The organism is Chryseobacterium gleum (assembly GCF_900636535.1).
GTDB classification, from domain to species: Bacteria; Bacteroidota; Bacteroidia; order Flavobacteriales; family Weeksellaceae; genus Chryseobacterium; species Chryseobacterium gleum.
Window position 1 is genome coordinate 2,189,100 of record NZ_LR134289.1, and the last position, 24,828, is coordinate 2,213,927.

23 protein-coding genes are annotated in these 24,828 nt (G+C 37.5%); 3 read left to right on the forward strand and 20 right to left on the reverse strand.

The window, feature by feature from the left end; translation table 11 throughout:
- Positions 1-31: 31 nt before the first annotated feature.
- The 6 genes from EL165_RS09970 to EL165_RS09995 form a co-directional block, all read right to left on the reverse strand.
- A complete protein-coding gene (locus EL165_RS09970) occupies positions 32-877 on the reverse strand; it encodes an AraC family transcriptional regulator (protein ID WP_002977488.1) in 846 nt (281 codons plus the stop codon).
- A gap of 187 nt (positions 878-1,064) precedes the next feature.
- Positions 1,065-2,399 (reverse strand): amidohydrolase, encoded by a 1,335-nt coding sequence (locus EL165_RS09975; protein WP_002977487.1) that lies wholly within the window; start codon positions 2,397-2,399, stop codon positions 1,065-1,067.
- A gap of 966 nt (positions 2,400-3,365) precedes the next feature.
- Positions 3,366-4,655, reverse strand: coding sequence for a glutamate-1-semialdehyde 2,1-aminomutase (hemL, locus tag EL165_RS09980; protein WP_002977484.1), 1,290 nt, complete (start codon positions 4,653-4,655; stop codon positions 3,366-3,368).
- A 73-nt stretch (positions 4,656-4,728) separates the two neighbouring features.
- Complete coding sequence (locus EL165_RS09985) at positions 4,729-5,787, reverse strand: glucosaminidase domain-containing protein (protein WP_002977483.1); 1,059 nt, start codon at positions 5,785-5,787, stop codon at positions 4,729-4,731.
- A gap of 66 nt (positions 5,788-5,853) precedes the next feature.
- On the reverse strand, positions 5,854-6,762 hold the full coding sequence (locus EL165_RS09990; RefSeq protein ID WP_002977482.1) for a 1-aminocyclopropane-1-carboxylate deaminase/D-cysteine desulfhydrase: 909 nt from the start codon (positions 6,760-6,762) through the stop codon (positions 5,854-5,856).
- Positions 6,763-7,109: 347 nt separating this feature from the next.
- Positions 7,110-7,436, reverse strand: coding sequence for a hypothetical protein (locus tag EL165_RS09995; protein ID WP_041461413.1), 327 nt, complete (start codon positions 7,434-7,436; stop codon positions 7,110-7,112).
- Between the two features lie 40 nt (positions 7,437-7,476).
- Between EL165_RS09995 and EL165_RS10000 the strand changes: the two genes are divergently transcribed.
- From EL165_RS10000 to EL165_RS10010, 3 genes are all read left to right on the forward strand, one after another.
- A complete protein-coding gene (locus EL165_RS10000; protein WP_002977480.1) occupies positions 7,477-7,656 on the forward strand; it encodes a C1orf53 family protein in 180 nt (59 codons plus the stop codon).
- A gap of 5 nt (positions 7,657-7,661) precedes the next feature.
- Complete coding sequence (locus tag EL165_RS10005; RefSeq protein ID WP_002977479.1) at positions 7,662-8,189, forward strand: DUF4136 domain-containing protein; 528 nt, start codon at positions 7,662-7,664, stop codon at positions 8,187-8,189.
- A 615-nt stretch (positions 8,190-8,804) separates the two neighbouring features.
- On the forward strand, positions 8,805-10,592 hold the full coding sequence (locus EL165_RS10010; protein WP_002977478.1) for an endonuclease: 1,788 nt from the start codon (positions 8,805-8,807) through the stop codon (positions 10,590-10,592).
- Positions 10,593-10,672: 80 nt separating this feature from the next.
- Here the strand turns inward: EL165_RS10010 and EL165_RS10015 are convergent, their stop codons facing one another.
- From EL165_RS10015 to namA, 14 genes are all read right to left on the reverse strand, one after another.
- Positions 10,673-11,389 carry a hypothetical protein gene (locus EL165_RS10015; protein ID WP_002977477.1) on the reverse strand — a complete coding sequence of 239 codons (717 nt, stop codon included), beginning with the start codon at positions 11,387-11,389 and terminating at the stop codon, positions 10,673-10,675.
- Between the two features lie 90 nt (positions 11,390-11,479).
- Positions 11,480-12,130: a hypothetical protein gene (locus tag EL165_RS10020; protein ID WP_002977476.1), complete on the reverse strand. Its 651-nt coding sequence runs from the start codon at positions 12,128-12,130 to the stop codon at positions 11,480-11,482.
- Between the two features lie 54 nt (positions 12,131-12,184).
- A complete protein-coding gene (locus EL165_RS10025; RefSeq protein WP_002977475.1) occupies positions 12,185-12,838 on the reverse strand; it encodes a hypothetical protein in 654 nt (217 codons plus the stop codon).
- 9 nt (positions 12,839-12,847) lie between these two features.
- A complete protein-coding gene (locus tag EL165_RS10030; protein WP_041461412.1) occupies positions 12,848-13,663 on the reverse strand; it encodes a hypothetical protein in 816 nt (271 codons plus the stop codon).
- A gap of 8 nt (positions 13,664-13,671) precedes the next feature.
- Entirely contained in the window at positions 13,672-16,332 is a 2,661-nt protein-coding gene (locus EL165_RS10035; RefSeq protein WP_002977471.1) for an OmpA family protein, read from the reverse strand.
- Positions 16,333-16,343: 11 nt separating this feature from the next.
- Positions 16,344-16,832, reverse strand: a complete 489-nt coding sequence (locus tag EL165_RS10040; protein ID WP_002977470.1) for a DUF4280 domain-containing protein — start codon at positions 16,830-16,832, stop codon at positions 16,344-16,346.
- Between the two features lie 29 nt (positions 16,833-16,861).
- The gene (locus EL165_RS10045; protein ID WP_002977468.1) at positions 16,862-17,905 is read right to left on the reverse strand and encodes a hypothetical protein; all 1,044 of its coding nucleotides are present in this window, start codon (positions 17,903-17,905) and stop codon (positions 16,862-16,864) included.
- Positions 17,906-17,961: 56 nt separating this feature from the next.
- Positions 17,962-19,374 carry a T6SS phospholipase effector Tle1-like catalytic domain-containing protein gene (locus EL165_RS10050; RefSeq protein ID WP_002977466.1) on the reverse strand — a complete coding sequence of 471 codons (1,413 nt, stop codon included), beginning with the start codon at positions 19,372-19,374 and terminating at the stop codon, positions 17,962-17,964.
- 31 nt (positions 19,375-19,405) lie between these two features.
- Positions 19,406-20,383 (reverse strand): DUF2931 family protein, encoded by a 978-nt coding sequence (locus tag EL165_RS10055; protein ID WP_002977464.1) that lies wholly within the window; start codon positions 20,381-20,383, stop codon positions 19,406-19,408.
- Between the two features lie 64 nt (positions 20,384-20,447).
- Positions 20,448-20,618 carry a hypothetical protein gene (locus EL165_RS25810; protein WP_002977462.1) on the reverse strand — a complete coding sequence of 57 codons (171 nt, stop codon included), beginning with the start codon at positions 20,616-20,618 and terminating at the stop codon, positions 20,448-20,450.
- Between the two features lies 1 nt (position 20,619).
- Positions 20,620-22,551, reverse strand: a complete 1,932-nt coding sequence (locus EL165_RS10060) for a type VI secretion system Vgr family protein (RefSeq protein ID WP_002977460.1) — start codon at positions 22,549-22,551, stop codon at positions 20,620-20,622.
- 149 nt (positions 22,552-22,700) lie between these two features.
- On the reverse strand, positions 22,701-23,105 hold the full coding sequence (gene tssD, locus EL165_RS10065; protein ID WP_002977458.1) for a type VI secretion system tube protein TssD: 405 nt from the start codon (positions 23,103-23,105) through the stop codon (positions 22,701-22,703).
- 289 nt (positions 23,106-23,394) lie between these two features.
- On the reverse strand, positions 23,395-23,673 hold the full coding sequence (locus tag EL165_RS10070; RefSeq protein ID WP_002977456.1) for a DUF2752 domain-containing protein: 279 nt from the start codon (positions 23,671-23,673) through the stop codon (positions 23,395-23,397).
- A gap of 28 nt (positions 23,674-23,701) precedes the next feature.
- Positions 23,702-24,754: an NADPH dehydrogenase NamA gene (gene namA / locus EL165_RS10075; protein ID WP_002977454.1), complete on the reverse strand. Its 1,053-nt coding sequence runs from the start codon at positions 24,752-24,754 to the stop codon at positions 23,702-23,704.
- Positions 24,755-24,828: the final 74 nt, after the last annotated feature.

Genomic DNA, 24,828 nt, shown 5'->3' on the forward strand with positions numbered 1-24,828 from the left:
GGTGTATCAATTATGTCTTGTTTTGTACAGATTATTCTTTGAACTGGGAAGGCGTCATCCCCGTCTGTGCCTTAAAGAATTTGGAAAAACTGGCATGATCATAGAAACCTAATTCATACACAATATCCTTCACAGACATTTCAGAAACTTTCAGGAGTCTTTTTGCCTCCAGTAAAATACGGTTCTGGATGAGAGAAGAAGCCGAAGCATTGAGACTTTTCTTACAGACAATATTCAGATAGTTGGCAGAAATATTTAGTTTTTCAGCATAGAAAGAAACTGATCTTTCCGTTTTAAAATGTTCGTCAATAAGATGCAGAAACCTTGAAATAATAGGATTCGAGTTATAGACTTCAAAATCTTTATAAGCACCCTCCACGGATTTACTCACTAGCAAACCAATTATTTCACTTCTTTTCTGAATCAGTTCCCAAAATATTTTTTCCCCACTTAGTTCTTTCTGAATGGCCTGAAATTCATAGAGAAAAGTTTCAAAAACCTGTTTGGAAAGATTGATCACCGGATGGTTCTGGTAATAAGAAGCTGAAAACCTCAACGATGGCAGAAAGCTTTCAAACCAATCTCTACTGATCATCAGCTGATATCCGATGGTTTCTTTTTCAATCACCCACTGATGCACCTGATCAGGAAAAACAAGATGAATCTGATAATCCTGCACCTGATATTCTGTAAAATCTATGGTATGTGTGCCTACTCCATACTCAAAAAGATTGATGATAAAAAAGTCATGCTTGTGGGGTTCATCAATAGAACGCGCTCCATAAAGTTCATTAAATAACAGATTACAGCCCTTCAGCTGATTCTCGCTGAATTCCTGAATTCCTAATACCGGAAAATGATCTGTATGATAACCCACTCTGCCTGATTTTCTCCTAAAATTACTAAAAATTATGAGAGAAAACTAAAAATAACCACAAAAGGATAAAAGCATTACCTTCACTCTTACATTAGTTTCAGTCCGCATTCACTTCTATACCTTTTGTGGTCAAAAAAAACACAACTAGATTATATTTATATCTTTATTTAATCAATTCTTATTTGAATTAAAAGACAACATTTCCATCATGTACCAATGATTCCACCTCTGAAATTCTTGATACCGCTTCTGCTGAACAGCTGGCATTGATCAGTACAAAATCTGCTTTATCTCCGGCTTTAGGCCACTGTTGGGTTCCTTTATCATCCAGCGGAAGGATATTTCCTGTTGCCAGCTTTAAACTTCGTGATAATGAGAATTCTGTTGAATATCCATACAGTTGGGCCATTAAGTTGGCTTTCTGAAGGACACTTCCTGTTCCGAAAGTATTCCAGTGATCCACAATGCTGTCATTCCCTGTAAGAACCGTGACATTATGTTTGTAAAGTGTTGGTATTGGCATGATAAGTCTTCCGAAGGGAATTGTAGAGACAATTCCGATTTGGGCATCGGCTAATTTTTCAGCAATTTCTTCCTGTTTTACGGTTTCTAATTTCCCAAGAACAAAACAATGGCTTAAATAGGTTTTCCCTTTCAGAGAAGGATTTTCATTTACTTTTTTAATCAGATATTCTACTGTTTTCAATCCGGAATCTCCGGTTTCATGCAGGTGAATATCAATTCCTTTTTTATGATCTGTAGCAAGCTGAACGGTAAAATCAACGACTTTTTCAATATCTCCATCAATGTTGAACGGATCTACCCCACCGATAAAATCGATATCCATTTGTGCCGCTTCTTTCAGATAAGGCGCTGAATCCGTGTAAAACACCCCATGCTGTGGAAAAGCTACCAATTCAGCTCCAAATCCTTTCTTTTTATTTTCTAAAGCCCTTTGCAGGTTTTTTAATGACTGAAGTTTGGAAGTAGGTTCAATATTCACGTGACTTCTTGCATAGGAAGTTCCCTTAGACTGTAATAACTCAATCAGTTTTTCTGCTTTGAAAGTTGAATTCTTCAGCATCTCAGGAAGCATTTTCTGCTCCAGTTCGATCATTCCTTTCACTCCACCGTTCCTTTTTCTAACAGCCTGCCACCGCTCTCCATAAAAAGTTTTATCAAGATGAATATGCATATCCCTGAATGCAGGAAGCATTAAAAATCCTTTTAAATCTACTGCTTTAGCATCTGGCTGATTTGGGGAAATCTTTGTAATTTTTCCGTTTTCAACTTCTATACAGAACAGATCGGTTTTAGTAGAAGCCACTTCTCCATCCTCATACGTAAAACCAGTTTCCAGACGAACATTTTTAAGGCTCATTTTTCCTTTTGCTGAAATTCTGTTTTCATTAAAAAAAGGTGATGCGGTCATTATATTAGGCAATAAAGTTAATCCCGCTACAGCCAATGCTGAATTCCGGATAAAATCCTTGCGGGAGATGGTAGGGTCTGAGGTCTTCATTTCCAATCTGTTTATGGCAAAATTAAAAAGAAGTGTTCTGAACAAAGTGTATGGTTTATTACAAAATCTGTATGATTTATGCTTTGTGGTGATTACTTGCTAAAAAGACTCAGTTTATCTTTCTACACTACAACAAAGAGTATCCCGCAACGCTTGTCATTCCGTAGGAATCCAGGTTATACTGTTTACGTTGATGAGATTCCTGCGGAGTGAACAAACTATGTGTGTATTTTTAGATGTACTACTATCACTTGTGATGAACGGAAAGTATTACCAGCACCCTTGTCATTCTGTAGCAATCCAGCTTATGCTGCTTACACTGCTGAGACTCCTGCGGAGTGATAAACTATGTACATATTTTTAGATGTAATACTATCACTTATGATTTACGAAAAGTATTACCAGCACCTTGTCATTCTGTAGCGATCCAGGTTATGCTGCTTTACGCTGCTGAGACTCCTGCGGAGTGAACAAACTATGTGGGTATTTTTAGATGTAATACTATCACTTATGATAAACGGAAAGTATTACCGGCACCTTGTCATTCCGTAGCAATCCAGGTTATACTGCTTTACACTGCTGAGACTCCTGCAGAGTGACAAACTATGTGGGTATTTTAGATGTAATACTATCACTTATGATAAACGGAAAGTATTACCGGCACCTTGTCATTCCGTAGGAATCCAGGTTATACTGTTTACGTTGCTGAGACTCCTACGGAGTGACAAACTATGTCCTTATTTTTTTAGATGTAATACTATCACTTATAATAAACGGGAAGTATTACCAGCACCCTTGTCATTCCGTAGGAATCCAGATTATACTGTTTTACGCTGCTGAGACTCCTGCGGAGTGACAAAGATTGTGTATAACTCTGATTGCGTAGAGTTTTTTATTGATCTGCAGACTTTCCAATTCAAATCATTCTGCACAAAAAAACCGGATGTAAAATCCGGTTTTTTATATTTATTTATTTGAATACTCAAACTTTCTTACTGCTTCCAGTGTCATATCAATTTCTTTATCCTTGATGGCATCACTAATGAAGTAAGTTTCATAACCGCTTGGCGGAAGATATACTCCATTCTGAAGCATTTGGTGAAAGAAGTTATTAAACAATGAATGATTAGCTTCCTGAGCCTCATCAAAGTTGGAAACACTTTTAATATGAAAGAAAACAGACATCATAGAACCTTTTCTGTTGATTCTGTGAGCAATTCCTTTTTCGTTCAGAATTTTTCCTATTTCAAAATCCAATGTTTCAGTTGTCTTCTCTAATCTGTTGAAAAATTCAGGATCATTTTTAATAAGCTGAAGGGTTTTTAATCCTGCTCTCATGGCTAAAGGATTTCCGCTTAATGTTCCCGCCTGGTATACCCCTCCTTTTGGTGCAAGGTGGTCCATAATTTCATTTCTTCCTGCGAAAGCTCCTACCGGAAGTCCTCCACCGATTACTTTTCCGTAAGTCACTAAATCTGCTTTTACGTTGAAAAGTTCCTGAGCTCCTCCGAATGCTAATCTGAAACCGGTCATTACCTCATCAAAGATTAACAAAGCTCCGTTTTCATCACATATCTTTCTAAGATTTTGTAAGAAGTCGTTTTCAGGCAGTACGCATCCCATATTTCCGGCAACCGGCTCTATAATTACCGCTGCAATTTCTCCCTGATTGTGACGGAATAAATCCTGAACCTGTTCAATATCATTATAACGGGCTAATAAAGTATCTTTTGCCGTTCCTGCAGTAACTCCCGGGGAATTTGGATTTCCGAATGTGGCAGCACCACTTCCGGCTTTAATCAGGAATGAGTCTGAATGTCCGTGATAACAGCCTTCAAATTTTACAATTTTATCTCTTCCTGTATATCCTCTTGCCAGTCTGATGGCACTCATACATGCTTCTGTTCCTGAAGAAACCATTCTGATCTGGTCAATATTCGGGACATTTTCAATGATGAATTTCGCAATTTCTGTTTCAAGTTCTGTAGGTGCTCCGAAAGAGAATCCTTTCTCTGCCTGTATCTTCAGTTCTTCCAGTACTTCAGGATGTGTATGTCCTAAAATAGCCGGCCCCCATGAGTTGATATAATCGATGTAAGTATTGTCATCTGCATCAGTAAGGTAAGCACCTTTTGCTGATTTCATAAAAACTGGCACTCCTCCTACGGATTTGAATGCTCTTACCGGAGAGTTGACTCCTCCCGGAATGTATTTGTAGGCTTCATCAAACAAAGCCGAACTTCTTTGATACTTCATATATACTTCGTTGTTGTTGACAGCTGCTGGTTGGCATGTAATTGTCAACGGTAAACTCTCAACAAAAATTAAATTAGTTTCGTGGTTTTTTATCTATTAAATAAATAAGCTGTCCTGCGGATGGCTGCTGTCCTTCATCCATTCTGTTTTTAGCATACAATTTATTTAATTTGATTCCGAATTTCTGGGCGATATCATGCATATCTTCTCCGTATTCGGCTTTATAAGTAGCTGTATTTCCTGTAGAATTTTTAGATTCAAGGAAAATGATGTCATTTTTCTTCAAGGTTTCACTTTCCAGCTCATTCCATTTCATAAGTCTGCTTTCGCTGACCTTAAATTTGTTAGCAATGAATTTCACATCGGTATCTTCAGGAATAATGATATATTTCAGGCCGTCATTCGGATGGCTTTTGATAAGAATGGAATTAAGAATTTCAGCTTTCGTTTTGATTCTTTCCACTCTTTTTTGCTGCTGCGCATAAGAAGTCTGTTTATAAGGAACTTCTACGGTAACCGGTTCCTTAGTTTTTTTACCTGCTTTTGAAGGTTCCAGCTGTGCCATGAACGTTCTGTCATCCTTCAGATCAGGATACATTTTCAGAACGGCGTACAATACTTCATTGGAGTTCGTATTGTCATATTCGTATAGTCTGTACTTTTCAATTTTAGTGATAAGAATTGAAGCATACCGGGGATTGGTAGCATAGCCTGCTTTTTTCAAACCGTACGCCCATGCTCTATAATCTTTCATATCCAGTTTGAAAAGATTTGCATAGTATTTTCTGGTGGATAAAAATATGGAATGGTCCTCATAAGACTGTCTTGGATCTTCATACACACGGAAGCATTCGTTGGGTGCATCATCGGTATGTTTCATCGTTTTACCGGTCCAGTCTTCTTTACATTTTATGCCGAAGTGGTTTTTACCTTCCAGAGCCAGTCTGCTCTGCCCACCCCCAGTTTCAAGTAATCCCTGGGCAAGGGTAATAGAAGCCGGAATCTTATATTTTTCCATTTCTTCTACGGCATATTTAGCAAACTTCTGAATATACTGATCTTCGGTTGCCCAAGTCTGGGCTGAAAATTTTGATAAAACTAAAAGGCTTATGGATAGGAAAAGTCTTTTCATCTTATATTTTTTATTGTTTTAAAATGAAAGATGGAACACTAAGTGTTTCATGTTTTTCAATTTTACTTATATAATTAAATTTCTATTCTGTTTTTCCAACAGCAGATTTGCTCCTTCAATGCCCTGTAATCCACCAGTGTGAAAGCACAAAATCTTACTGTTTTCAGGAAAATACCCTTCTTCAATCAAATCAAAAATCTTCTCCATCATCTTTCCTGTATAAACCGGCTCCAAAGGAATACCGTACCTTTCTTTAAAATCATTGATAAAACGGACGTTTCCGTCATTTATTTTACCATAACCTCCAAAACATGAATCTATTAGATCAAAATTATGCTTTAAAGTTAATTCAAAAATTTTATTCTCCAGTGAAGCATCGTCAACGGCTTTAAATCCTATAACTTTCTGATTCTCTTCACAAAACTTTGAAATTCCTGCAATGGTTCCTCCGGTTCCGACTGCGGTGCAAAGATAGTCAAAATCTTTTGTTTGTTCATTGAGCATCATTTTCACTCCTTCTACAGCCTCTTTATTGGTTCCTCCTTCAGGAACTATCAAAGCTTCAGGGAACTCCTGCTGAAGGAATTCTGTCAGTTTTTCTTTGTGACGGTATTCTTCCCGGGTGACAAATTTCAGGTTCATTCCATTTCTTTTTGCAAAAAGTAAGGTTGGGTTATCGCGCCATTTATGCTGCAGTTCCTCTCCTCTGATAATTCCCAGTGTTGGAATACCTGCCAGGCTCCCTACTGCTGAAACCGCTGCAATGTGATTGGAAAAAGCGCCTCCAAAAGTAATGATATAGGGATTATCAGGACTTTTTTCCAGATAGTGGTTGACATTGTGAAACAGCTTCCAGTATTTGTTACCTGAAATCAACGGATGAATCTGATCTTCCCTTTTAATGAAAAGTTTAATATTTTTCTGAATGGGAATTTCCTGGATAGGAACAGGTTCTGTGGGAAGTTTTAATAGCATTTCAGTTTTACGACTCAAAGATTATTCTTTACAAAATTAGGAAAAGATTTAGTGTTGTGTGAGTTTTCTTTTTTTTCTCGCAGATAACGCAGATTTACACAGATGATCGTGTTAAGTATGTACGAATTTTGTATAATAAGATAAGGATTATTTAATTTAAGTTTTGGCTAAAGCCGGATGAATTTAGATTGTTTTGATAAACGGGCTAAAGCCCGCTCCTATTGAATATTGTGATCGTTAACCGAAATCTCAGCCCCAGATTCCCAAACCTAGATCCACACCGCGAATCCCGAAAACACGCAACTCATCATTCATCATTCATCATTCATCATTCATCATTTATAATTTCAAAGGTATTTCCTGAAGCTCCAGAATTTTCTTTTTCTGAGATAATTCAGGTTGTTTTCATTTGCGTAAGCTTCTTTTTCGAAGGAAATTCTTCTGTAGGCCAGATAGCCGTCCTTAAGTTTGAAGAACCAATAATAATATTCGATAACATAGAAGATGTAAAAGAAAATGATGAGCATTTCCAATTGTTGACGCAAATGAATTTTTTCGTGATTGATCAATACATTATTTTCCTTATCTTCGGGTTTCCTAATGAAGATAAAGGGAAAGAGCGCGATGCCATTAATTTTTAATTTTTTTAAAGGCTTTTGGCATACAATTATCATAGTAACAAATATAAAAAGTTTTTTGACTAGCATTTAACTTATGGCCCAATATGACATCAAAGAAGGTGAAGACTTCTACTATAATGAACAGGGGTACAAGGTTTTTACAGAAAAATTCCATCTGAAAAGAGGCTATTGCTGTAAAAGCGGCTGCAGACACTGTCCTTACGGGTACGATAAAAAGACTGATACATTCATTAAAAGTGATAAAAAAAAATAAATAAAATGAAAAAATATATTTTTATTTTGTTGGCATCTGCTACTTTAGGCTTAACTTCTTGTAGCCCTTTTCAGGTACGTTCCGATTATGCTGAAACCGCCAATTTCAATTCTTACAAAACCTATAAAATAAGAATTGATGATCTAAAACTGAATGATATTGATAAAGACAGGGTATTGAACGAACTGTCGAGACAGCTTCAGAGCAAAGGACTTCAGTCCGGAGAAAATCCTGATCTTATCATCAACGTAAAAGCAAATCATAAAAAGATTACTGATATCAACTCGTCTTCACCTTACGGAATGTGGGGATGGGGCGGACCATTCGGATGGGGTGTTGGCATGAACAGAACATGGACAACAAATTATAATGAAGGAGCATTAATTGTAGATCTTATTGATGCAAAAACCAATAAATTAGTCTGGCAGGGTATCGGAAGCGGGATTTCTGTAGATTCTCCAAAAGCAAAGCAAAGACAGATTCCTGAAATCATGGCTGAGATTATGAAAAATTATCCGCCACAAAGAAAATAAATTTAAGTCATCCATTATATATAGCCGGTACTTTTGTACCGGCTTTTTAGGTTTTATAAGCTGGAATTTCCTGACGGGATAATGGCAGAGGTTTTTATCGCAGATTACACGGATTTGCACGGATGACTGTTGAAAATTACCTTCCGTTATTTAAGTTTTGGCTAAAGCCAAAGGAAAAACGTTTTATTTTTAAACCAGGCTAAAGCCCGCCTCTATTGAATATCCAATATTGAGGATAAACCATAGAAAGTACGGCTTATGGGTAATTTTTGTTTATCCCGCAGATAGCACAGATTTGCACAGATAACCGTGGATATAGTCTTCTATTATTTATAGTTTCGGATAAAGCAAAGGAAAACGGTTTATTTTAAACCGGGCTAAGGCCCGCACCTATTGAATATCCAATATTGAAGTAAAGGATAAATTATAGAAAAGCCATAATTCAAAATACAAAAACTGAATCTCACACGAAACTTCATCATTCATCATTCATCATTCATCACTTATCATTTACCACTCATTATGCATTACATATAGTGCATTTAAAATTAACGATTTTGTAATTTTTTAATTCACAAAAATGTGGTATTCTTGCTGAGACTTATATTAATTAATATGAAAAAAATTATTTTATTTTCTTTATTTGCAGGACTTGCCCATGCACAGGCTCCTGCAGGTTACTACAATTCTGCCAACGGACTGAGTGGTGCAGCACTGAAAACTGAATTAAGCAACATTATCACTAACGGACATGTTGATAAAGGCTACAATGGGCTTTGGACAGGATATAAAACCACGGATATTGACAAGGACTACGAAAATGACGGAACGATTCTGGATATTTACTCAGAAAGACCTTCAGGTGCTGACCCTTACAATTTTACTCCGGGATCTGATCAGTGTGGTACCTATTCTACTGAAGGGAATTGCTATAACAGAGAGCACATTGTTCCTCAAAGTCTTTTCAACCAGGCTTCTCCAATGGTTGCCGATATTCACTTTATCAGGGCTACAGACGGGAAAGTAAACGGAATGAGAAGTAATTATCCTTTCGGAAAGGTGGGAAGTGCTTCTTTTACTTCACAGAATGGTTCAAAACTTGGAACTTCTGCTTCTTCAGGATATTCGGGAACAGTATTTGAGCCAATTGATGAGTTTAAAGGAGATGTGGCCCGTATGATTTTCTATTTTGTAACCCGCTACCAAAGCAAGCTTTCTACTTTTTCGTCAGGAAATATGTTAGGAAGTTCTACTTTCCCGGGATTACAGACATGGGAGCTGAATGTTTTGCTTGCATGGCATAATCAGGATCCGGTTTCTCAGGCTGAAATTAAAAGAAATAATGCCTCTTATGCTTTTCAGGGAAACAGAAACCCGTTTATTGATAATCCGAATTATGTCAATCTTATCTGGGGTTCCCAGCAACCTTCCGGTGACACCCAAGCGCCTGCTACAGTAACAGGTGTAACTATTTCCGGAAAAACGTCTAGCAGTATTTCTCTGGCATGGAACGCTTCTACCGATAATGTAGGAGTAACAGCTTATAATGTTTACATGAACGGAAGTCTGCAAACGACAACGAGTTCAACCTCAACAACCATTTCAGGGCTTACTCCTTCTACAACTTACAGCTTTTATGTGGTTGCGAAGGATGCAGCAGGAAATTCATCATCAAACAGTTCTACAGTTTCCGGTACAACCAATGCAGGAAGCACTACACCAACCAGCTGTGCCAATGAAACTTTTGAAACGATTCCGGCAGCCAGCTCTACTTATGCTACCAGAACATGGAGCAATGGCGGTATCTCATGGACTGCAACGGATTCAAGAACGGATCAGACTCTTAATAATAAAGCAATTACAGTAAGAAGCGGTTCTTTAACTTCCGGAAGTTCTGCTAATGGTATTGGTTCTTTAACAGTGACTACACAGCTTAAGTTTACCGGAACCAACGGTACTTTCGACGTAAAAGTAAACGGAACAACCGTGGGAACTATTCCTTACAGTACTTCTGCTGTCACTACTACCATCAGTAATATCAACATTTCCGGAAATGTCGTGGTAAGTCTTGTTAATAATTCAACAAGTAACAGAGTGGCTATTGATGACCTTTCATGGACATGCTATTCAGGATCCAGTGCAAGAATGGTTCAAAATACAGCTACAGAAACCACTTCCGACAGTTTTAAAATTTCTCCGAACCCGGTTACTAATCAGGAGATTTTTGTAAAAGGAGATCTTCAGAAGGTAAAGAAAGCTGAAATTTATAATCTTCAGGGGAAAGTTCTTCAGACGATAGATCAGCCTTTCAGAAATGGAAATTCTATCAAAACGAGAAATCTTAGTCAGGGAATTTATATCTTAAAGCTTGATCAGGTGACGATGCAGTTTATAGTGAAATAGTTCAAATAGTAATTTGATATAAAAAATGCCGGTCTTTTTAGACTGGCATTTTTGTTTTTAAATTCCTAATAAGGCGAATATTATAAAGAAATTTTATCCAGATCGGGATATCCGGATCCTTTGAGAAGGTCTTTCCATTCTTTATTTTTGAATACAAACAGATTGCAGCGGTATTCGTCCGGTCTGTTATCTATTTTGGTTTCGCAGTAATAGTAAAGCATATCTTTATCTTTCCAGATCGCTACTTCCTGTCTGAACTTATTATGAGTCTGAATGATCTCATTACCTTTTACTTCTGATTCAAAACCTTCGTGTATAGAATCGAAGCTCGGTTTATGTAATGTTTTATTTAGGTTTTCCAGAAGTGCTGTTCTTTCCTGTTCAGTATAGATATCGAGCTGATACATCCCTAATTCGTCTTCTTTTTCATTGGCAAGCGGGCCTATTTCATGGTCTACTTTTCCGAAATGTAAAATGACTTTATTTGTATTTTTATTGTTCCTGCCTTCCAGATCTATCCCATTGAAATGTAATAATTCTTTTGATGAAAAAGCCAGTTTTTCATTTCCGATAAGAGTAACTTCATTGGTGCGTACAGCTTCTTTTTCTGTTGCGCCGGCAGATTTTAAAATATCGTTGATATTTTGTCCTGCTTTCAGTTTGGCAAGATTGAATGGTTCAGTCTGGGTACTTCCCGCTGTTTCAACCAAAGACTCACTTTCTTTATTTTTCTGCCGGCCGCATGATGCAAGACTCAGGCAGATTACTGGTATTAATACATATTTCAGTTTTTTCATAATGTTAGTGTTAGTGTCCGGTTATCAATAATAAACAGAAAAAACAGGATTCAAGTATCTGGAAACTGTTTTATATTCTTACTGACTGTTTTAATTCATATACTTATACCATGGAGAAGTCGGAGGGGCAGGAAATTTTAATCCAAATACCGCATTATTACGATAGGCATCTTTCGTCACAGAAATGTATTTATTTCTTATTCTCCCATCATCTTCAATAGAAATACTTAATATGGAATAATTTTTCCCGTCATCCCAGAAGAAAGAAGTAGGATATGTAAAGGAATTTTTCTCATTTTGATTCCATGACACTTTTTCTGGAGAAAGTTTTTTAAGCTTTTCAAAAATAGGTTTTACCAGCTTAGCATCTACAGTTGCTTTATCTGTAATAGAAGCAGTAGGATTTCCATTCTTTTTTACTATTTTTTCTACAAATTCCAAAGAATATTTTTCGGCAGCATTGGTGTCCAGAGCACCTACTTTTCCTTTGTATACGGTAATTCTTGTACCCATTGTATTATCTAATGGAATATTTTCATAAGACAGTCCTTTATTTTCATCAGCATAATATTGAATGATGTCTGGCTTAGCTGCATCTTTCAGAAACAGATTTTTGTTTTCAAAATCATACTTCTTTGCATCATCACCTAATGAAACCGTTGACAAATCAAATGATTTATTTCCACAACAGATATTGATCAATACTACAAAGATCAATATCAGAACTCTTACTTTTTTCATATTATTTTATATTTTGATGATTACTATAATCCGTTTAACTATACTTCTGTTTCTTTATGATTTCAAATATATGAATACTATACAGGAAATATTAATGAAAATAAGCAATAATGCAATCCTGAAGGACAAGGTCATTCTTTTTTTCATGGAATATGATGTGGTGTATGTAGAAATTAATGACGCGAAAAATGCTGCAAATCCTGTAAAAATACATCCTGCAGCAAACATTACCCAATCCAGCTGAAGTGTGTTTGTACTATCTTTCCCTACTTTATCTGTTATCTTTAATTTCTGTCCCATAGCGGGTGGGTGATCAGTTGTAATATCCAGTGTTTTTATTACTTTTTTTCCATTTGCATCAGTATATTCTACTTTCGGAAAGAAAATCACTTTGTCTCTATAGGTGGAAGTTGAAAAGTTCTTAAACTTTGTAATTTCTTTTTTATACCCCACAACAGTTGCTACATATTGCGGCTCATCAAATGTTCTGTAAGCCTTTTCCCAAAAAAAAGTAAATGAAAGTACAAATGCCATTGCATTGACAGAAATCATAATGACTGAAATGATAAAAATAAGGAAGACTTTCTCCAGAAGGCCTCCTTTTTTTCCTAGCTGCTGTCGGTTGGCTGCAAACTTCGTGAAAACTTGATATCCTTTATAGAGTGAAAATATGACAAGAACTGCTGTAAAATATCCTAAAAAAGTCATTTTCAATGATTAAATAATACTGAAACCTTTTTCTTTTGTTCTCATATGAAGTTTCACCTCCATTTCTATATTGCTTTGTTTTTCAATATCCGGACTTTTAAACTGTAATGGTTGTGAGCCATCTTTTTTCATCAACCTTACTAATTTTCCATGTCCCATGATCTCGAGCTGCAGATCTCCTTCATGAAGTTCTTCCACCTCTAAATTCTGGGCAAATAATTGGCCTGCACTTTCCAAAAAACTTTTTTTCCGTTCTTCTGTATAGTATAAAGCCTGTTCCTGCAGCTTCATTTTATCCTGTGACATTTCCAGATACCTTCCGGCACTGTGGCTTTGCAATGCTGTTCTAATCTGTTGATAATATTTGAAAACATCGCTGAAAAGATCTTCTTTTTTGATGTCTTTCAGATCTACCGAGTTCTGCCATCCATCAAGTACAAAAGGGAGCTCAACTTCTATTTCACCTTTGATTTCAAAATGAGGATATTTAATATTGTCACTCAAACCATCCCAGGGAGATTCTATTTTAGGATGAAACGCAAATCGTGAAGCCTTCCAGTTATCAAGCTCTGCACAGAAGAAATCGATGGACATCATATCATCTTCATCCAAAATATTTTTTCCTAAACGAGGATACATTTTCCCGGTTACTTTATATTTTCCGCTCTGAAGCAAGGCCTGATTGATTATTGTATCTCCTCCGAATCCTCCTTCTTTTGTTTCATCTCCGTACCAGTCTATCACAGGAACATCATTTACGTAGATGGTTCCCGAGCAGTACATTCTCGGATATACAGAATATAATGGTTTTTTAAAATTATGCATAAGTCAATTTAAGTTAGATATTTTTTTTCCAAATAATGAGTTTCTTCTTTTATAACTTTTTCTTCTACTTTAAAATTGCTTTTCCACCAGCCTACTTCTCCTTCTATTTCTACTGAAAGTACTACTCCTGAAAATTTCAGGATCGGCTGGATGAATAATCCCTTAGAATCAGAATCCAGTACAATATCTCCACCAAAGTAAGAATCTGCTTTTGCAGCGGCTTTAAATGTCATAATAGGCTTCGATTTTGTCCCTTTTACTCTTCCTACCTCAACGCTTACACTGAGTTCAATAGTGGCTCCCATTTTTCCTCCAATGGTAGTTTTTCCCTGCATATTGATCCCGTTGATACTGTCAATCTTCAGGGCATCTACCATTATTTCCAGCTCCCCATAAAATGTTGCTGTAAAGGTTACTGAAGCACCTAATTTTTCTAATCCTCCACGAAACTTATTAATAATTCTTGCCGCTGCCGGGTTTCCGGTTGCTCCATACGAAGCCGCCGCAATGGCTGCTCCCAATATATCAATAACAACTTCGGCTCCAATTAAAGGTTTAAATCCAAAGCCTACTTCACCAATAACGCTAAGTGTATTTCTTTCGTTTACTCTTTCCAGATACCATTTTCCGACAACCGTAAATTTCGGATATCTGATATTGAAACCAACCGGTATTGCTGTTTCTTTTGCCGCACTTTGCGCATAGTTGATTGCATTTTGTAAAATATTGACTGCAGTGGCAATCATTCTGGCTACCAGTTTGATTCTATCTGCAAATTCATTGGTAAAACTTCTCTTTTCTCTCCCCGCATCCCATTCGGCAGATATGCCCAGCCCTATTGAAATCGGAACTTTTCCGGTTTCATTCATCCTCATTCTGTTGTATCCTGCCTGTCTGGATTTTTCCTGGTGTTTTGCATAAACAGATCCAGGCGGCATATTGGCTGCTTTATAATTGGATACATTCACCAAAAACTCAAGAGCAAGTTCCCATTTAATATCCGGATAAGCCTTGATCAGTACTGTAGTTCTTTTTTCATTGCTGAAATACCGGCAGCTATGCACATGCAAATGAAACTGATTCGGATTGGATGCTGAAGGCCAGATATATTCCACTGGAAAAGCGTTAACTCTGGAAAGGTTGGAATATACACCATATGTAAATGTAGGTGTATTAAATGTTTTCACAGTGTCTCCCTTATCTATTGCCTGTCCTACGTCTACCATCAAGGTCTGTTTTTTATGTTTTCCTTTACTGTCCCTGAAGCATTCATTGGTTTGAAAACCTGTAATATCAATGACGAGATTTTTCTTTGTAGAAACACTTGGTGCGGTTACTTCATAACTGATAGTCTGTGCATCATGGGCATTGAATATAAATGAAATATCTACTCTACGGTTATTTTCGTAATCTTTCTCGTTCTTGTATTTGATATTATCTCTTCCCATTTTATCATCGGTAGGATCTACTTCCCCTTTTCCTACTGAGATAATTCTTCTTGGATCTAACCCTCCGTCTGCAAAGAATTTTTTGACAACATCAGCTCTTTTTTGCGAAAGCCCTTTGTTATAATTTTCTTTTCCTATAACGCAGGCATAGCCACTGAGATTCATTGTGGAATCTTTGTGTTCAAGAAGAAATTTGAGCACATTATTCAGGACGGCTTCCCCATCTTTATCAATAACTGTAGAGTCAAACTTATAGTAGATGGTTCTCTGAATATGCTCCTGTAAAGCGGCAGATTTTATCAGTTTGACACCATTCCCGTTATCAAAGACTTTAACGGTTGTGTTGCTGGCTTTGCCGTCCTTTGTTTCATTTTCAGTAATCTTGATGACTTCAAATTTACAGGGTTCGAGTCTAACGGAATTGACATCCGGCTTATACACTTTAGTCGGTGTCTGGTTCTGGGCTCCGTTGGTGTTGGTAGTGGCGACTTTATTTTTTACATTCAGATAGATGGCATGAAGATCATCCCCCAGATTATCTTTAATGTATTTTTTGGAGGCAACATCTTTTACTTTAATATAAAATTCCTCTACATTCTGAATATTGTCCACATAGGCCATCCAGGCAAAGGTATTTTCTATTTTCAGATTGACCTCACCATCTATTACCTGTACATTGTTGTAGGTGTGTACCAGCTTATCTGCTTTTGCTGTCTGCTGATTCCAAAGTTCGATACTGACTGTATTTCCATTGAGACCTTCCGTCACGAGGTTAAGATGAACGATATGTCCATAGGAAATGTATTCGTTTTTTTTATTGTTTTTGATGCTTTTGCTGTTTTTTTGTGTAGACCATTTGCTGCTTACAATTTTGGGTTCACACCAGCCTTTTACAAATATTCCTGTATCACTTTTAGTATCTCTTACTCCGGAGAGACTGGCTTCAATATAAAACTGATAGCTTCCGCAGTACTGCTTGCTAATTAAAAATTTATATCCTGTAGCAGAGGTGATCTGATTGATAATAATTTTTCTGCTGCTGTTCTGCCTCATCCAGGTAAGAGGTTTCTTTTTGTCTGCATCTGTAGTTCCCGGCAGCCATTCCCCTACCCCAAACTGTACCCACTGGTCTGGCTTTATGGTAATCCTTTGCCCTAATACAGACATTTTAGGGTAATACAATCCGCTTACAACTTTTATTTTTTTTACGCCTTTTGCCATTTTCTTATCATTTAGATTGCACCATCCTGCCCTCCTCCTGAAGGCTGTTCGTTATACATTTCTTCGGAATCCACCAGCGGATTAATCTGCTGCTGAACATCTTGGTCGGCATTTTTAAAGTTCTGCTGGCTGGCTTCTGCCCGCTGCCCGTGGTCTATAATCTCAATGCATGGAGTACCGGCAACGGCACATACTGCCTTGCTGTCTTCCACAATGATATATCCGCCATTGCTGAGCTGTACTTTATCATAAAACTTCTGCCATTCTGTAACCATAATCTTGCATGGCGGCGGCGGTCCTCCCATTTTGGTACAGTTTCCGAATGTATTTTTTTCAAATGTGGCTGCTCCAATTTCTTTCGTGGTAACGATCAGTTTTTTGGAAGCGCTTTTATCATTGGCATATTCTTTTTGGTGTGTAAGTACTTTCAGCTTGTCCGGAACCTGTCCGAACTGGCATTTGCATAGGGCGCCCTGTACTACAATATGTTTTTCTGCCATATTAATTTTATCTTTAGTGAAATGGTAATTTAGTTTTCATCAATTCCTGAAACTGATACTGAAATCTTTTTTTCTTCCTGCAACATAATGCTGCATTCCAGATAAAGAGATTTCGGAAGTGAAGTTTCTTCTTTCATATAGTTTATAAGTCTGAAAGTTCCTTCTTCATTCATTACAGGTGCATCATTTATAATCAATGAAAAGGGTGATCTTCTTATAAAGTCATCAATGTCTCTTTCTTCATATAACTTTCCTGATCCTTCTACCGTAACCAGGCCGGTTTCTCCTTTCAGCGGATCTGTTTCCAGTGTGATTTTATATCCGGGTTCAATAGCATTATCTACTACAGGAAAGGTTGTTATCATCTCAGTTCTATATTCCGGACCATAGCTTTGGTATATTCCAAAAAACAAAGTACGGATGAAATAATCATTTTTCAGGTAAAGATCTATGGCTTCAGGCCGGCTGATTACTTTTTCAATCTTTCCGCAGTATTCGTCTACGGTTTCGCCATCAAATTCTTTATACAGTTCTTCTTTTACAGTGGGCCATCTTTTTAAAAACGCCTCAGCATTTTCTACGGCTTCAAATTTCCCATATTCATTGGTACTGATCTGTAACGGGTATAAAACCTTAGATGTTCTGTAAGCCAGCAGATCGGCAATTTCATTCACCTCTTCTTCATTGAGATAAAGGTTTGATGTTCTGTCTATCTCAAAAAAATGATTTCCTTTTTCTGTTTTCAGCCAGCGAACGGATGTTTCATATTTTAATTCGCTTTTATCTTCTCCTTTTTCAATGGTAATGACCACACTGTATCTTCGCACTGAAGCTTCCGGCCGAAGGATAAGGCTGTTTCCTTTTCCGAATTTTACCAAAAGGTTTTTATCTGCAACCGCAGTTCTCGGAATAAAAAGTTCTTTCTGTCCGTTAAGGTTGATCAGGATCATGTCCTTAACAGCGCAATGGTTGTTGTGGAAGAGTTTTAATGCGTCTTTATCCAATCCGTACAGCGAGGCTATACTTTTTAAAGTTTCATCTTTCTGAACGGTATGTATGTTATATTTCTGCATAAAAATGTTCCTGCTTCAATTTCTTTCTTTGTACGGTATCTTTTTAAAATTTAATTCTAGTGGATAACTCTTGTTCTGTTTGGTCTCGGATCCATACCGATTCCTTCTCTTCTTGCTGACCAGTGAAGGTAATGAAGACGAAGGAATCTCAAATCGTTCTGTTCTTTTACTTCTTTCTGATAAGCATCCTGGCGGTCTTCCGGGACTTCGTTTCCACCATAAGCATCACGCAGCGCTTTAAAATGTTTGAAGGCATAAGGCTTGCCATTTCCCATCACATAAGTTCTGAGATGGTCTTTTATTCCTATTAAAAACTGATCATTCAAAATGGAATATTTATCATCAGTCATTTTTTTTAAGGTGATAGGAAGATTTTTCTCAATGCCGTATTCAGCCATAAAATGTAGAGGAATATAGCTGTAAGTTTTCAGCAGATAACGGGTTCCTCTCAATGATAAATAGAATCCGGGAGTAATGGTAAGCATATCTTTTTCATACCAACCTTCTGATACGAGTTCTGCTTTTAATGCTTCTAATTTGGAACTGGTTGTCCAGGATGTTTCCACTTCTTCCCACGTTTCCTGCCCGTTCTCATAGGCACCTCCCACGTCGCAGTGTACACCGGGAAATGTTTTTTCGGTTCCGATATGTACTCTGGTGAGATCAAAGTTTTCTCTGTGCTCATCAGTGGCGATAAAGTGAACAACAGTCTGTGCTTTTCCGATGTCATTCAGGCTTAATTCTTCAACATCGTTACTGAAATTAGGCATTGGTGACAGGTATTTTGAATAGGAAGAAACGGTATCGTAAATCCCCAGAAATCTCACTTTCAACACATCAACTTTTAATCCTGCTTCTTCGAGCTTAAGGCCAAGATGTCCCCATTTTGGAAGATCTTCTGCCTCCACACTTTTCCCGTCATCATCTGAATAAGTGGTCACTGTAGCAGCTTCATTGGAAATGGTACGTGCGGTAGCTTTATATTTTGCTTTTCCTATTTCGTATACAAAATTACGGGCAGCGGCAGCTCCACGGCTGAATCCGAACACATCAAAGGTAAGAACTGCAATTTTATCAGCTTTTTTTTCTGCTTTAATGGTTTTCACCTTTTTTACGATTTCCTCGCAGCCTTTTCTCACTTTTGATCTGATCCCGGTTTCCCCTGTTCCGAAAGCGTATCCCAGCGTAGCATCTCCTTCTTTATCCTGTGTACCGATACCTTCTATATAAATACCGAAGTTTTTATCATAGTTATCCCACATGCGGGCTACATTACTCCAGTCATTGTTGTAGCTTGTATTGTCTGATGATTTCCCACCATGTTTTTTATGGGCATCCGTGTTATTTTTTCTTTCGTCTGTATTGGTTTTATTGTTCAGGGTTCCGTCAAAAAAAATCCCAATGGTAATATCCAGTACCTCCTCTTTGGATACAGTTGGTGTATAGCTTCCAAATTGATTGTTGTGCATAGTTCTTGTTTTTAAATTGACTGAATGAAACCTATTCTTCTATCTTTCGAGATACTCTTATTTTTGCTTTAGTTACCGGAAGTTTGTCTTTTTCAGAGTCAAGGGATATCAAAACCTTTGTATTGTCTTCATTGACTTTAATGGTCAGATCAATGTTTTTGTCTTTTCCTGTTTTCTGAAACAAATCAAATATTTCTTTGTCATCAAAAGCGTCTATCCATACCGCATACCTGTTGTTGTTTTTATCTTTCCAGTAAAAACCGCAGAATTTTGGTATAGCTCTGCTTTTGTATGTATTATCTTTTAAACTCTGATCAAAAAGATTTTCCTGTTCTCCGTTATAGCTGGTAAATCCGAAATCGATCCAGGTGGCTCCTTCCGGGAGAATTACGGAAGGTTTCCAGTTGTATCTTTCTCTGTATACATTATAAATGTCTGCATCAGGATATCCTTCTTTTTCAATTTTCTCACGAACTTCCGGCTTGAATGTTTTGTAGGACGGGTCTTTCAGCATTCTATCCGCAAAGCCTTCTTTCAACATATATTGGGCATTATCATAGGCTTTTTCTTTGGTAATGACAGTATCATGTGCCTGGAAAGCACCTATTTCTTTCTGGTTTCCGGGACCTTTCATCCACAACACGACTCTTCCCTTCGGAGCCAATCCTACCACAAAAGAATGGTAAGTAGTTTTCTTTTTGGTGTCCTGGTCTACAAACCCTTCATCCAAAAGTTTTCTGATCTTTTCTTTATCCAGGTCCCATTTTCCGGTATAGAATTTTTTTTCCACTAAGGAATACCATGTGAATTCCAGCTTATGAGGAGCATTCATTCTTTCGGTGGTTACGTTCATGGTACCTCCCTCTTTTCCCCAGCCGGTATTCTGTGTTCCCCAGATGGCATCAAAGGGGTAAGTGAAATCATCGGCAATAATCGCTCCTTCATATACTTCCATGGGATATTCCTGCGGAGCAGAAACAGTTCCCAGCCATGTGTATTTTTCTTCCATTTTTTTATTCTGACAATTCGTTAATGAGAAACAGCATATAATAAAAAGAATGAGTATGTTATATTTACTTATGGCCATGGGACATAATCTTCTTGTTACTTGCTAAAACCAGATTCTCCTTTTGTGCCTCCACATTGATTTTCTTTGCTATTTTTTCAACCTTTTTTCCAACGCTCAGATGATAAGAATCTTTTACTGTGATGCGCAGGTTGGTTGCTGTTTTGATGATTGCCATATCAGAAAAGTTTTGATTTTTCAGCACTGTTGAATTCCACGATTTTTCCGCTTTGCATGGTCATATTTTCCAGCTCGCTGAACATGGAAATTTCCCCTGCTATTTCATTGGAAGTCTCAGATTGTCTCTTGAATTCTTTTTCAATCATTTCAGTTCTGGTATCGGAAGTTTCTGTAATATCTCCCGAAGCCGTAAGTTTCATATCTTTTCCTGCGATGGAAACAATGTTGTCATTCGCGGTACTGGTAATGCTTGCGCCTGCTCCTATAGAAATTTCTTTTCCTGCTGTAATATTGATATTATCACCTGCATTTAAAGTAAAATTCTTAGGTGCTTTCATGCTGATATTGCCTTGTCCGTCCATATAATAGGTATTTCCGCTCGGATCCAGAATCGTTACGCTTCCTTCTTCATCATTCATCAGAATTCTGATCCCGCTTCTGGTTTGAATGGATTTCAAATGATTATTAACACCTCCTCCCAAGGCAACTCCTCCATGGAACATTCCTCCCATAACGAAAGGTCTGTCCGGATGGCTGTGTACAAAATTAACCATTACCTGATCTCCTACTTCGGGGATAGCGACATAGCCACGGTTTTGGGTAATCTGATCTGTTCCTCCCGCATCAGGGCTCATCATACGGATAAAATGAGTGGTATCATTGGTCTGCCAGTCAAATCGTACCTGTATTCTTCCCTGTCCTTCCGGATCTGTATTGGAAATAACAGTTGCAGTTTGTGGCTCAGCTTTGGGAATAGTAAATTCCGGCTTTGGAAGAAATCCTGTATCTGCTGCAATTCCCACAAAACTTCCTTTGTAATGACCTATCGTGTCAATCTCGTGCTCTGATTCTGTAATCATGATCCTCGTGAAATAAGAGGTTTCATTAGAATCCTGTTTACGCATCTGCACATCTGCTACGCAACCGGGGTGAAGAAACGGAACGGTTGTGTTTCCTGAAACGGAAAAAACATTTACCGCCTCACTTCCTGAAGCGCTTTTCTGAGAGTACTCAACGTCAAGATGTGTGGTTGCTTTAATAGGAGCCACTTGCAAAGCCGGCGTTTTATAGATAGTTTCGTTATGGCTGTATGCTGTTTTTGCAAGATCACTTACATGTTTGATGGGCGTTGATCCTGAAGTCAGCTTTTCGTTTTTATTGCTGTTATACCCATAGAATTGCGGTTTGGTGTGTACAGCTTTCAGCTCAACTTTAATATCATTGGCGCTGCTTCCATACGTAAGGGTAATAGGTTTATTCTGAGCCGGCAACTTTCCGAAATGTAAAACTTCTCCGTCATAGTAGAACTGTTCACCATACGCTTCAGCCATTCTCGCCAGATAGTTATAGTGAGTTTCATCATACTGGCTGCTGTAGATGATCTGAGAAAAGTTATTGGCATCAACCCTGATATCAAAACGGCTTTTATCAATCCCCTGTTTGATTACTTCGTCTGCAATAATTCCGATATTAACAGGCCGTGAACCTCCAAAGCTCTGAATATGAGGAGCACCATCAAGCAGAATGGTAGGACTGTATCCTGTAAGCACAATATTTCCCAGGCTCATTTTTTCCTGGCTGAATCCTACTCCGGTAATCACCCCTACAAAAGTTCTTTCAGGGCTGTTATCTATATCTTTATAGGAAATAACCGCTGTAAGTCTTTTTCCAAGAAATTTATTGGCTTCTTCCAATGAGTGGGTCTGTCTGTCTCCCAGGGTATCATGCGCCAGTGTCAGTGTGAATTCATGGTGTCTTCTTGTACTTTGTTTAAGCTTGAAATGTTTATAGTACTTGATAATTTTCCCTTCTATAACAAGGGAAAGTTTTACCAAACGATTGATACCTGTATGATGGTTTTCGGAAATACCATCTGCATTCTGCGTCGGACGAAAAGACGCCGCTTGTGAGTTTCCAGGTGTATTTGACATATTTTTTTAGTGATTTGATTAATTTTCTAAACGATTATCCGGCAGAACGGGAGTTTAAAAATATAAACAAAAATCCCGCAGAATATAGTCTAAGGTAAAAAAAGACCGTCTTATTAGGGACAGTCTTTTATTTACGGCTCATGAAAGACTTAGCTCATTGGCCAAAGCCCATCATAAGATGAATTTCCATAGGTGATACTTTCAGCACTTACTACAAAGCTGATCAGCATATTGTTGCTGTCAATAGCATCAAAATCTACTTCATGCTGAATAACATATCCGTTTTCCCATTTCAAAGAGATCAATGTTCCTTCTTCGTGAGATTTGTTAAAGTTGATTTCTCCGCTTGTAGGTTTATATTTGCTGTTTAATAAACTTTCTAAAACATCAGATTTCTCTGTTGCTTCAATTGTTACTTTGATCAATGCGTTTGACGGGTCAGATGCCACACGTCCTGAAACGTCTGTAGATCTTGATACGCTATAGTTAAGCTTTAATAACTTCTGACCTTCACCTCCATTGAATTTTAAGATTCCTCTTGAATTTCCTGCCATATTCTTAAATTTTAATCATTAACGACTGATCCCTGATATAGGATTTATGTAACAAAGATAGACTTCATGTTCTAATTTAAAAAGTTTTTGAGGCACTGATTCATAAATTGTAGTAGTTCTACGACATTTCTAAAATTCAGCACAATAAAACAAAGCAAGAATTTTAATCTAATGAATTTTATTTTTTGTTGAAATTTTTCTAAATAATTCGCTTTAAATCAAAATACAAAATAAGACACGTTCTACATTATCCGTTTAAAATCAAACACTTACATTATTTTTTTTTAAATTAATAATGTTTATATAGGTAGCCAATGATCATAATAATAAGATTAACTCCTACCAAAATCATTAAAATATTACTGTATTTTCTTTTTTTATCGATGAAACTCAAACCCAGCGTAAGAAAAAACAACAATAAGGTATATACAGCAGGATACATTTGAAAAGCTTCAGCGAATTTCCCTTCAAATACCAATACGATTGCTCTCTGTGCACCGCATCCCAGGCATTCTACTCCCAGGAATTTTTTACTGGGACAGGTAAACATGAAATCGTCAATATCCATTGCTGTTGCTTTGAAAGTTATCCGGGAACTAAGAAGAGATTTTGGCTCTGGTATACTGATGAGGGAAGAAACAGTCTTCCTTCATTTCAAAAGATCCCTGAACAGCAATATAAGGATTCCTCAGAATTTCTCTTGCCACAAAGATCAGATCAGCATCTCCTTTCTTAAGGATTTCTTCTGCCTGTTCTATTCTGGTAATTAAACCTACTGCTCCGGTGTTCACTCCTGCTTCATTTCTCACCTGTGATGAAAAAGGAACCTGATAGCCGTCAAAAACAGGAATTTTTGCCCCATGGATATTTCCGCCGCTGGATACATCAATAAGGTCTACAGCGTGTTCTTTTAAAATTTTTGCCAGCTCCACACTGCTCTGGATATCCCAGCCGTTTTCAGCATATTCTGTTCCTGAAATTCTTACAAACAGGGCTGTATTTTCATTTAATTCTTCATTAACAGCATCTACAATTTCAATCAAAAACCGAATCCTGTTCTCAAAAGTTCCTCCGTATTCATCTGTTCTGATATTGGAAAGCGGCGATAAAAACTGATGGATCAAATATCCATGTGCCCCATGAATTTCAATAATATCAAAACCGGCTTTTACAGCTCTTCTTGCTGCTTTTTTAAAATGCTGAACCTGCTCTTTGATCTCATCTTTAGTGAGCGCATGCGGAATTCTTTCGGTCGGGTGATAAGGAATAGGACTTGGCGCAACGGTTTCCCAGCCTTCTTCTATGGAAATCTGTATGTTATTCCATGTTGAACCTTTTCTTCCGGCATGAGCCAGCTGTATTCCTATTTTACTATCTGAATTTTTGTGAACAAATTCTACGATTCTCTGCAGCTTTTCTGCCTGTTCATCATTCCAGATACCCATGCAGTGATTGGTAATTCTACCTTTGGGCTCCACTCCTGTTGCTTCTACAATCAGCAGACCTGTACCGCCCTGTGACCTGCTTCCATAATGTACAAAATGGAAGTCATTAGCCTCTCCGTTTTCACATGAATACATACACATAGGTGACATTACCCATCTGTTTTTCAACTCAACATTTCTGAATTTTATTGGTGTATATAACATTTTTTAATATTAAAAAAATTGAACTTTTTACGGGAAGAATAAAATATTGCCCACTTCATTAAAAAGAACTAATT

Coding starts and splice junctions, on each gene's coding strand:
- EL165_RS09975 (WP_002977487.1), bottom strand. CDS start 2,399: ATGAAGACCTCAGACCCTACCATCTCCCGCAAGGATTTTATCCGGAAT.
- hemL (WP_002977484.1), bottom strand. CDS start 4,655: ATGAAGTATCAAAGAAGTTCGGCTTTGTTTGATGAAGCCTACAAATAC.
- EL165_RS09985 (WP_002977483.1), bottom strand. CDS start 5,787: ATGAAAAGACTTTTCCTATCCATAAGCCTTTTAGTTTTATCAAAATTT.
- EL165_RS09990 (WP_002977482.1), bottom strand. CDS start 6,762: ATGCTATTAAAACTTCCCACAGAACCTGTTCCTATCCAGGAAATTCCC.
- EL165_RS09995 (WP_041461413.1), bottom strand. CDS start 7,436: ATGATAATTGTATGCCAAAAGCCTTTAAAAAAATTAAAAATTAATGGC.
- EL165_RS10000 (WP_002977480.1), top strand. CDS start 7,477: ATGGCCCAATATGACATCAAAGAAGGTGAAGACTTCTACTATAATGAA.
- EL165_RS10005 (WP_002977479.1), top strand. CDS start 7,662: ATGAAAAAATATATTTTTATTTTGTTGGCATCTGCTACTTTAGGCTTA.
- EL165_RS10010 (WP_002977478.1), top strand. CDS start 8,805: ATGAAAAAAATTATTTTATTTTCTTTATTTGCAGGACTTGCCCATGCA.
- EL165_RS10015 (WP_002977477.1), bottom strand. CDS start 11,389: ATGAAAAAACTGAAATATGTATTAATACCAGTAATCTGCCTGAGTCTT.
- EL165_RS10020 (WP_002977476.1), bottom strand. CDS start 12,130: ATGAAAAAAGTAAGAGTTCTGATATTGATCTTTGTAGTATTGATCAAT.
- EL165_RS10025 (WP_002977475.1), bottom strand. CDS start 12,838: ATGACTTTTTTAGGATATTTTACAGCAGTTCTTGTCATATTTTCACTC.
- EL165_RS10030 (WP_041461412.1), bottom strand. CDS start 13,663: ATGCATAATTTTAAAAAACCATTATATTCTGTATATCCGAGAATGTAC.
- EL165_RS10035 (WP_002977471.1), bottom strand. CDS start 16,332: ATGGCAAAAGGCGTAAAAAAAATAAAAGTTGTAAGCGGATTGTATTAC.
- EL165_RS10040 (WP_002977470.1), bottom strand. CDS start 16,832: ATGGCAGAAAAACATATTGTAGTACAGGGCGCCCTATGCAAATGCCAG.
- EL165_RS10045 (WP_002977468.1), bottom strand. CDS start 17,905: ATGCAGAAATATAACATACATACCGTTCAGAAAGATGAAACTTTAAAA.
- EL165_RS10050 (WP_002977466.1), bottom strand. CDS start 19,374: ATGCACAACAATCAATTTGGAAGCTATACACCAACTGTATCCAAAGAG.
- EL165_RS10055 (WP_002977464.1), bottom strand. CDS start 20,383: ATGGAAGAAAAATACACATGGCTGGGAACTGTTTCTGCTCCGCAGGAA.
- EL165_RS25810 (WP_002977462.1), bottom strand. CDS start 20,618: ATGGCAATCATCAAAACAGCAACCAACCTGCGCATCACAGTAAAAGAT.
- EL165_RS10060 (WP_002977460.1), bottom strand. CDS start 22,551: ATGTCAAATACACCTGGAAACTCACAAGCGGCGTCTTTTCGTCCGACG.
- tssD (WP_002977458.1), bottom strand. CDS start 23,105: ATGGCAGGAAATTCAAGAGGAATCTTAAAATTCAATGGAGGTGAAGGT.
- EL165_RS10070 (WP_002977456.1), bottom strand. CDS start 23,673: ATGGATATTGACGATTTCATGTTTACCTGTCCCAGTAAAAAATTCCTG.
- namA (WP_002977454.1), bottom strand. CDS start 24,754: ATGTTATATACACCAATAAAATTCAGAAATGTTGAGTTGAAAAACAGA.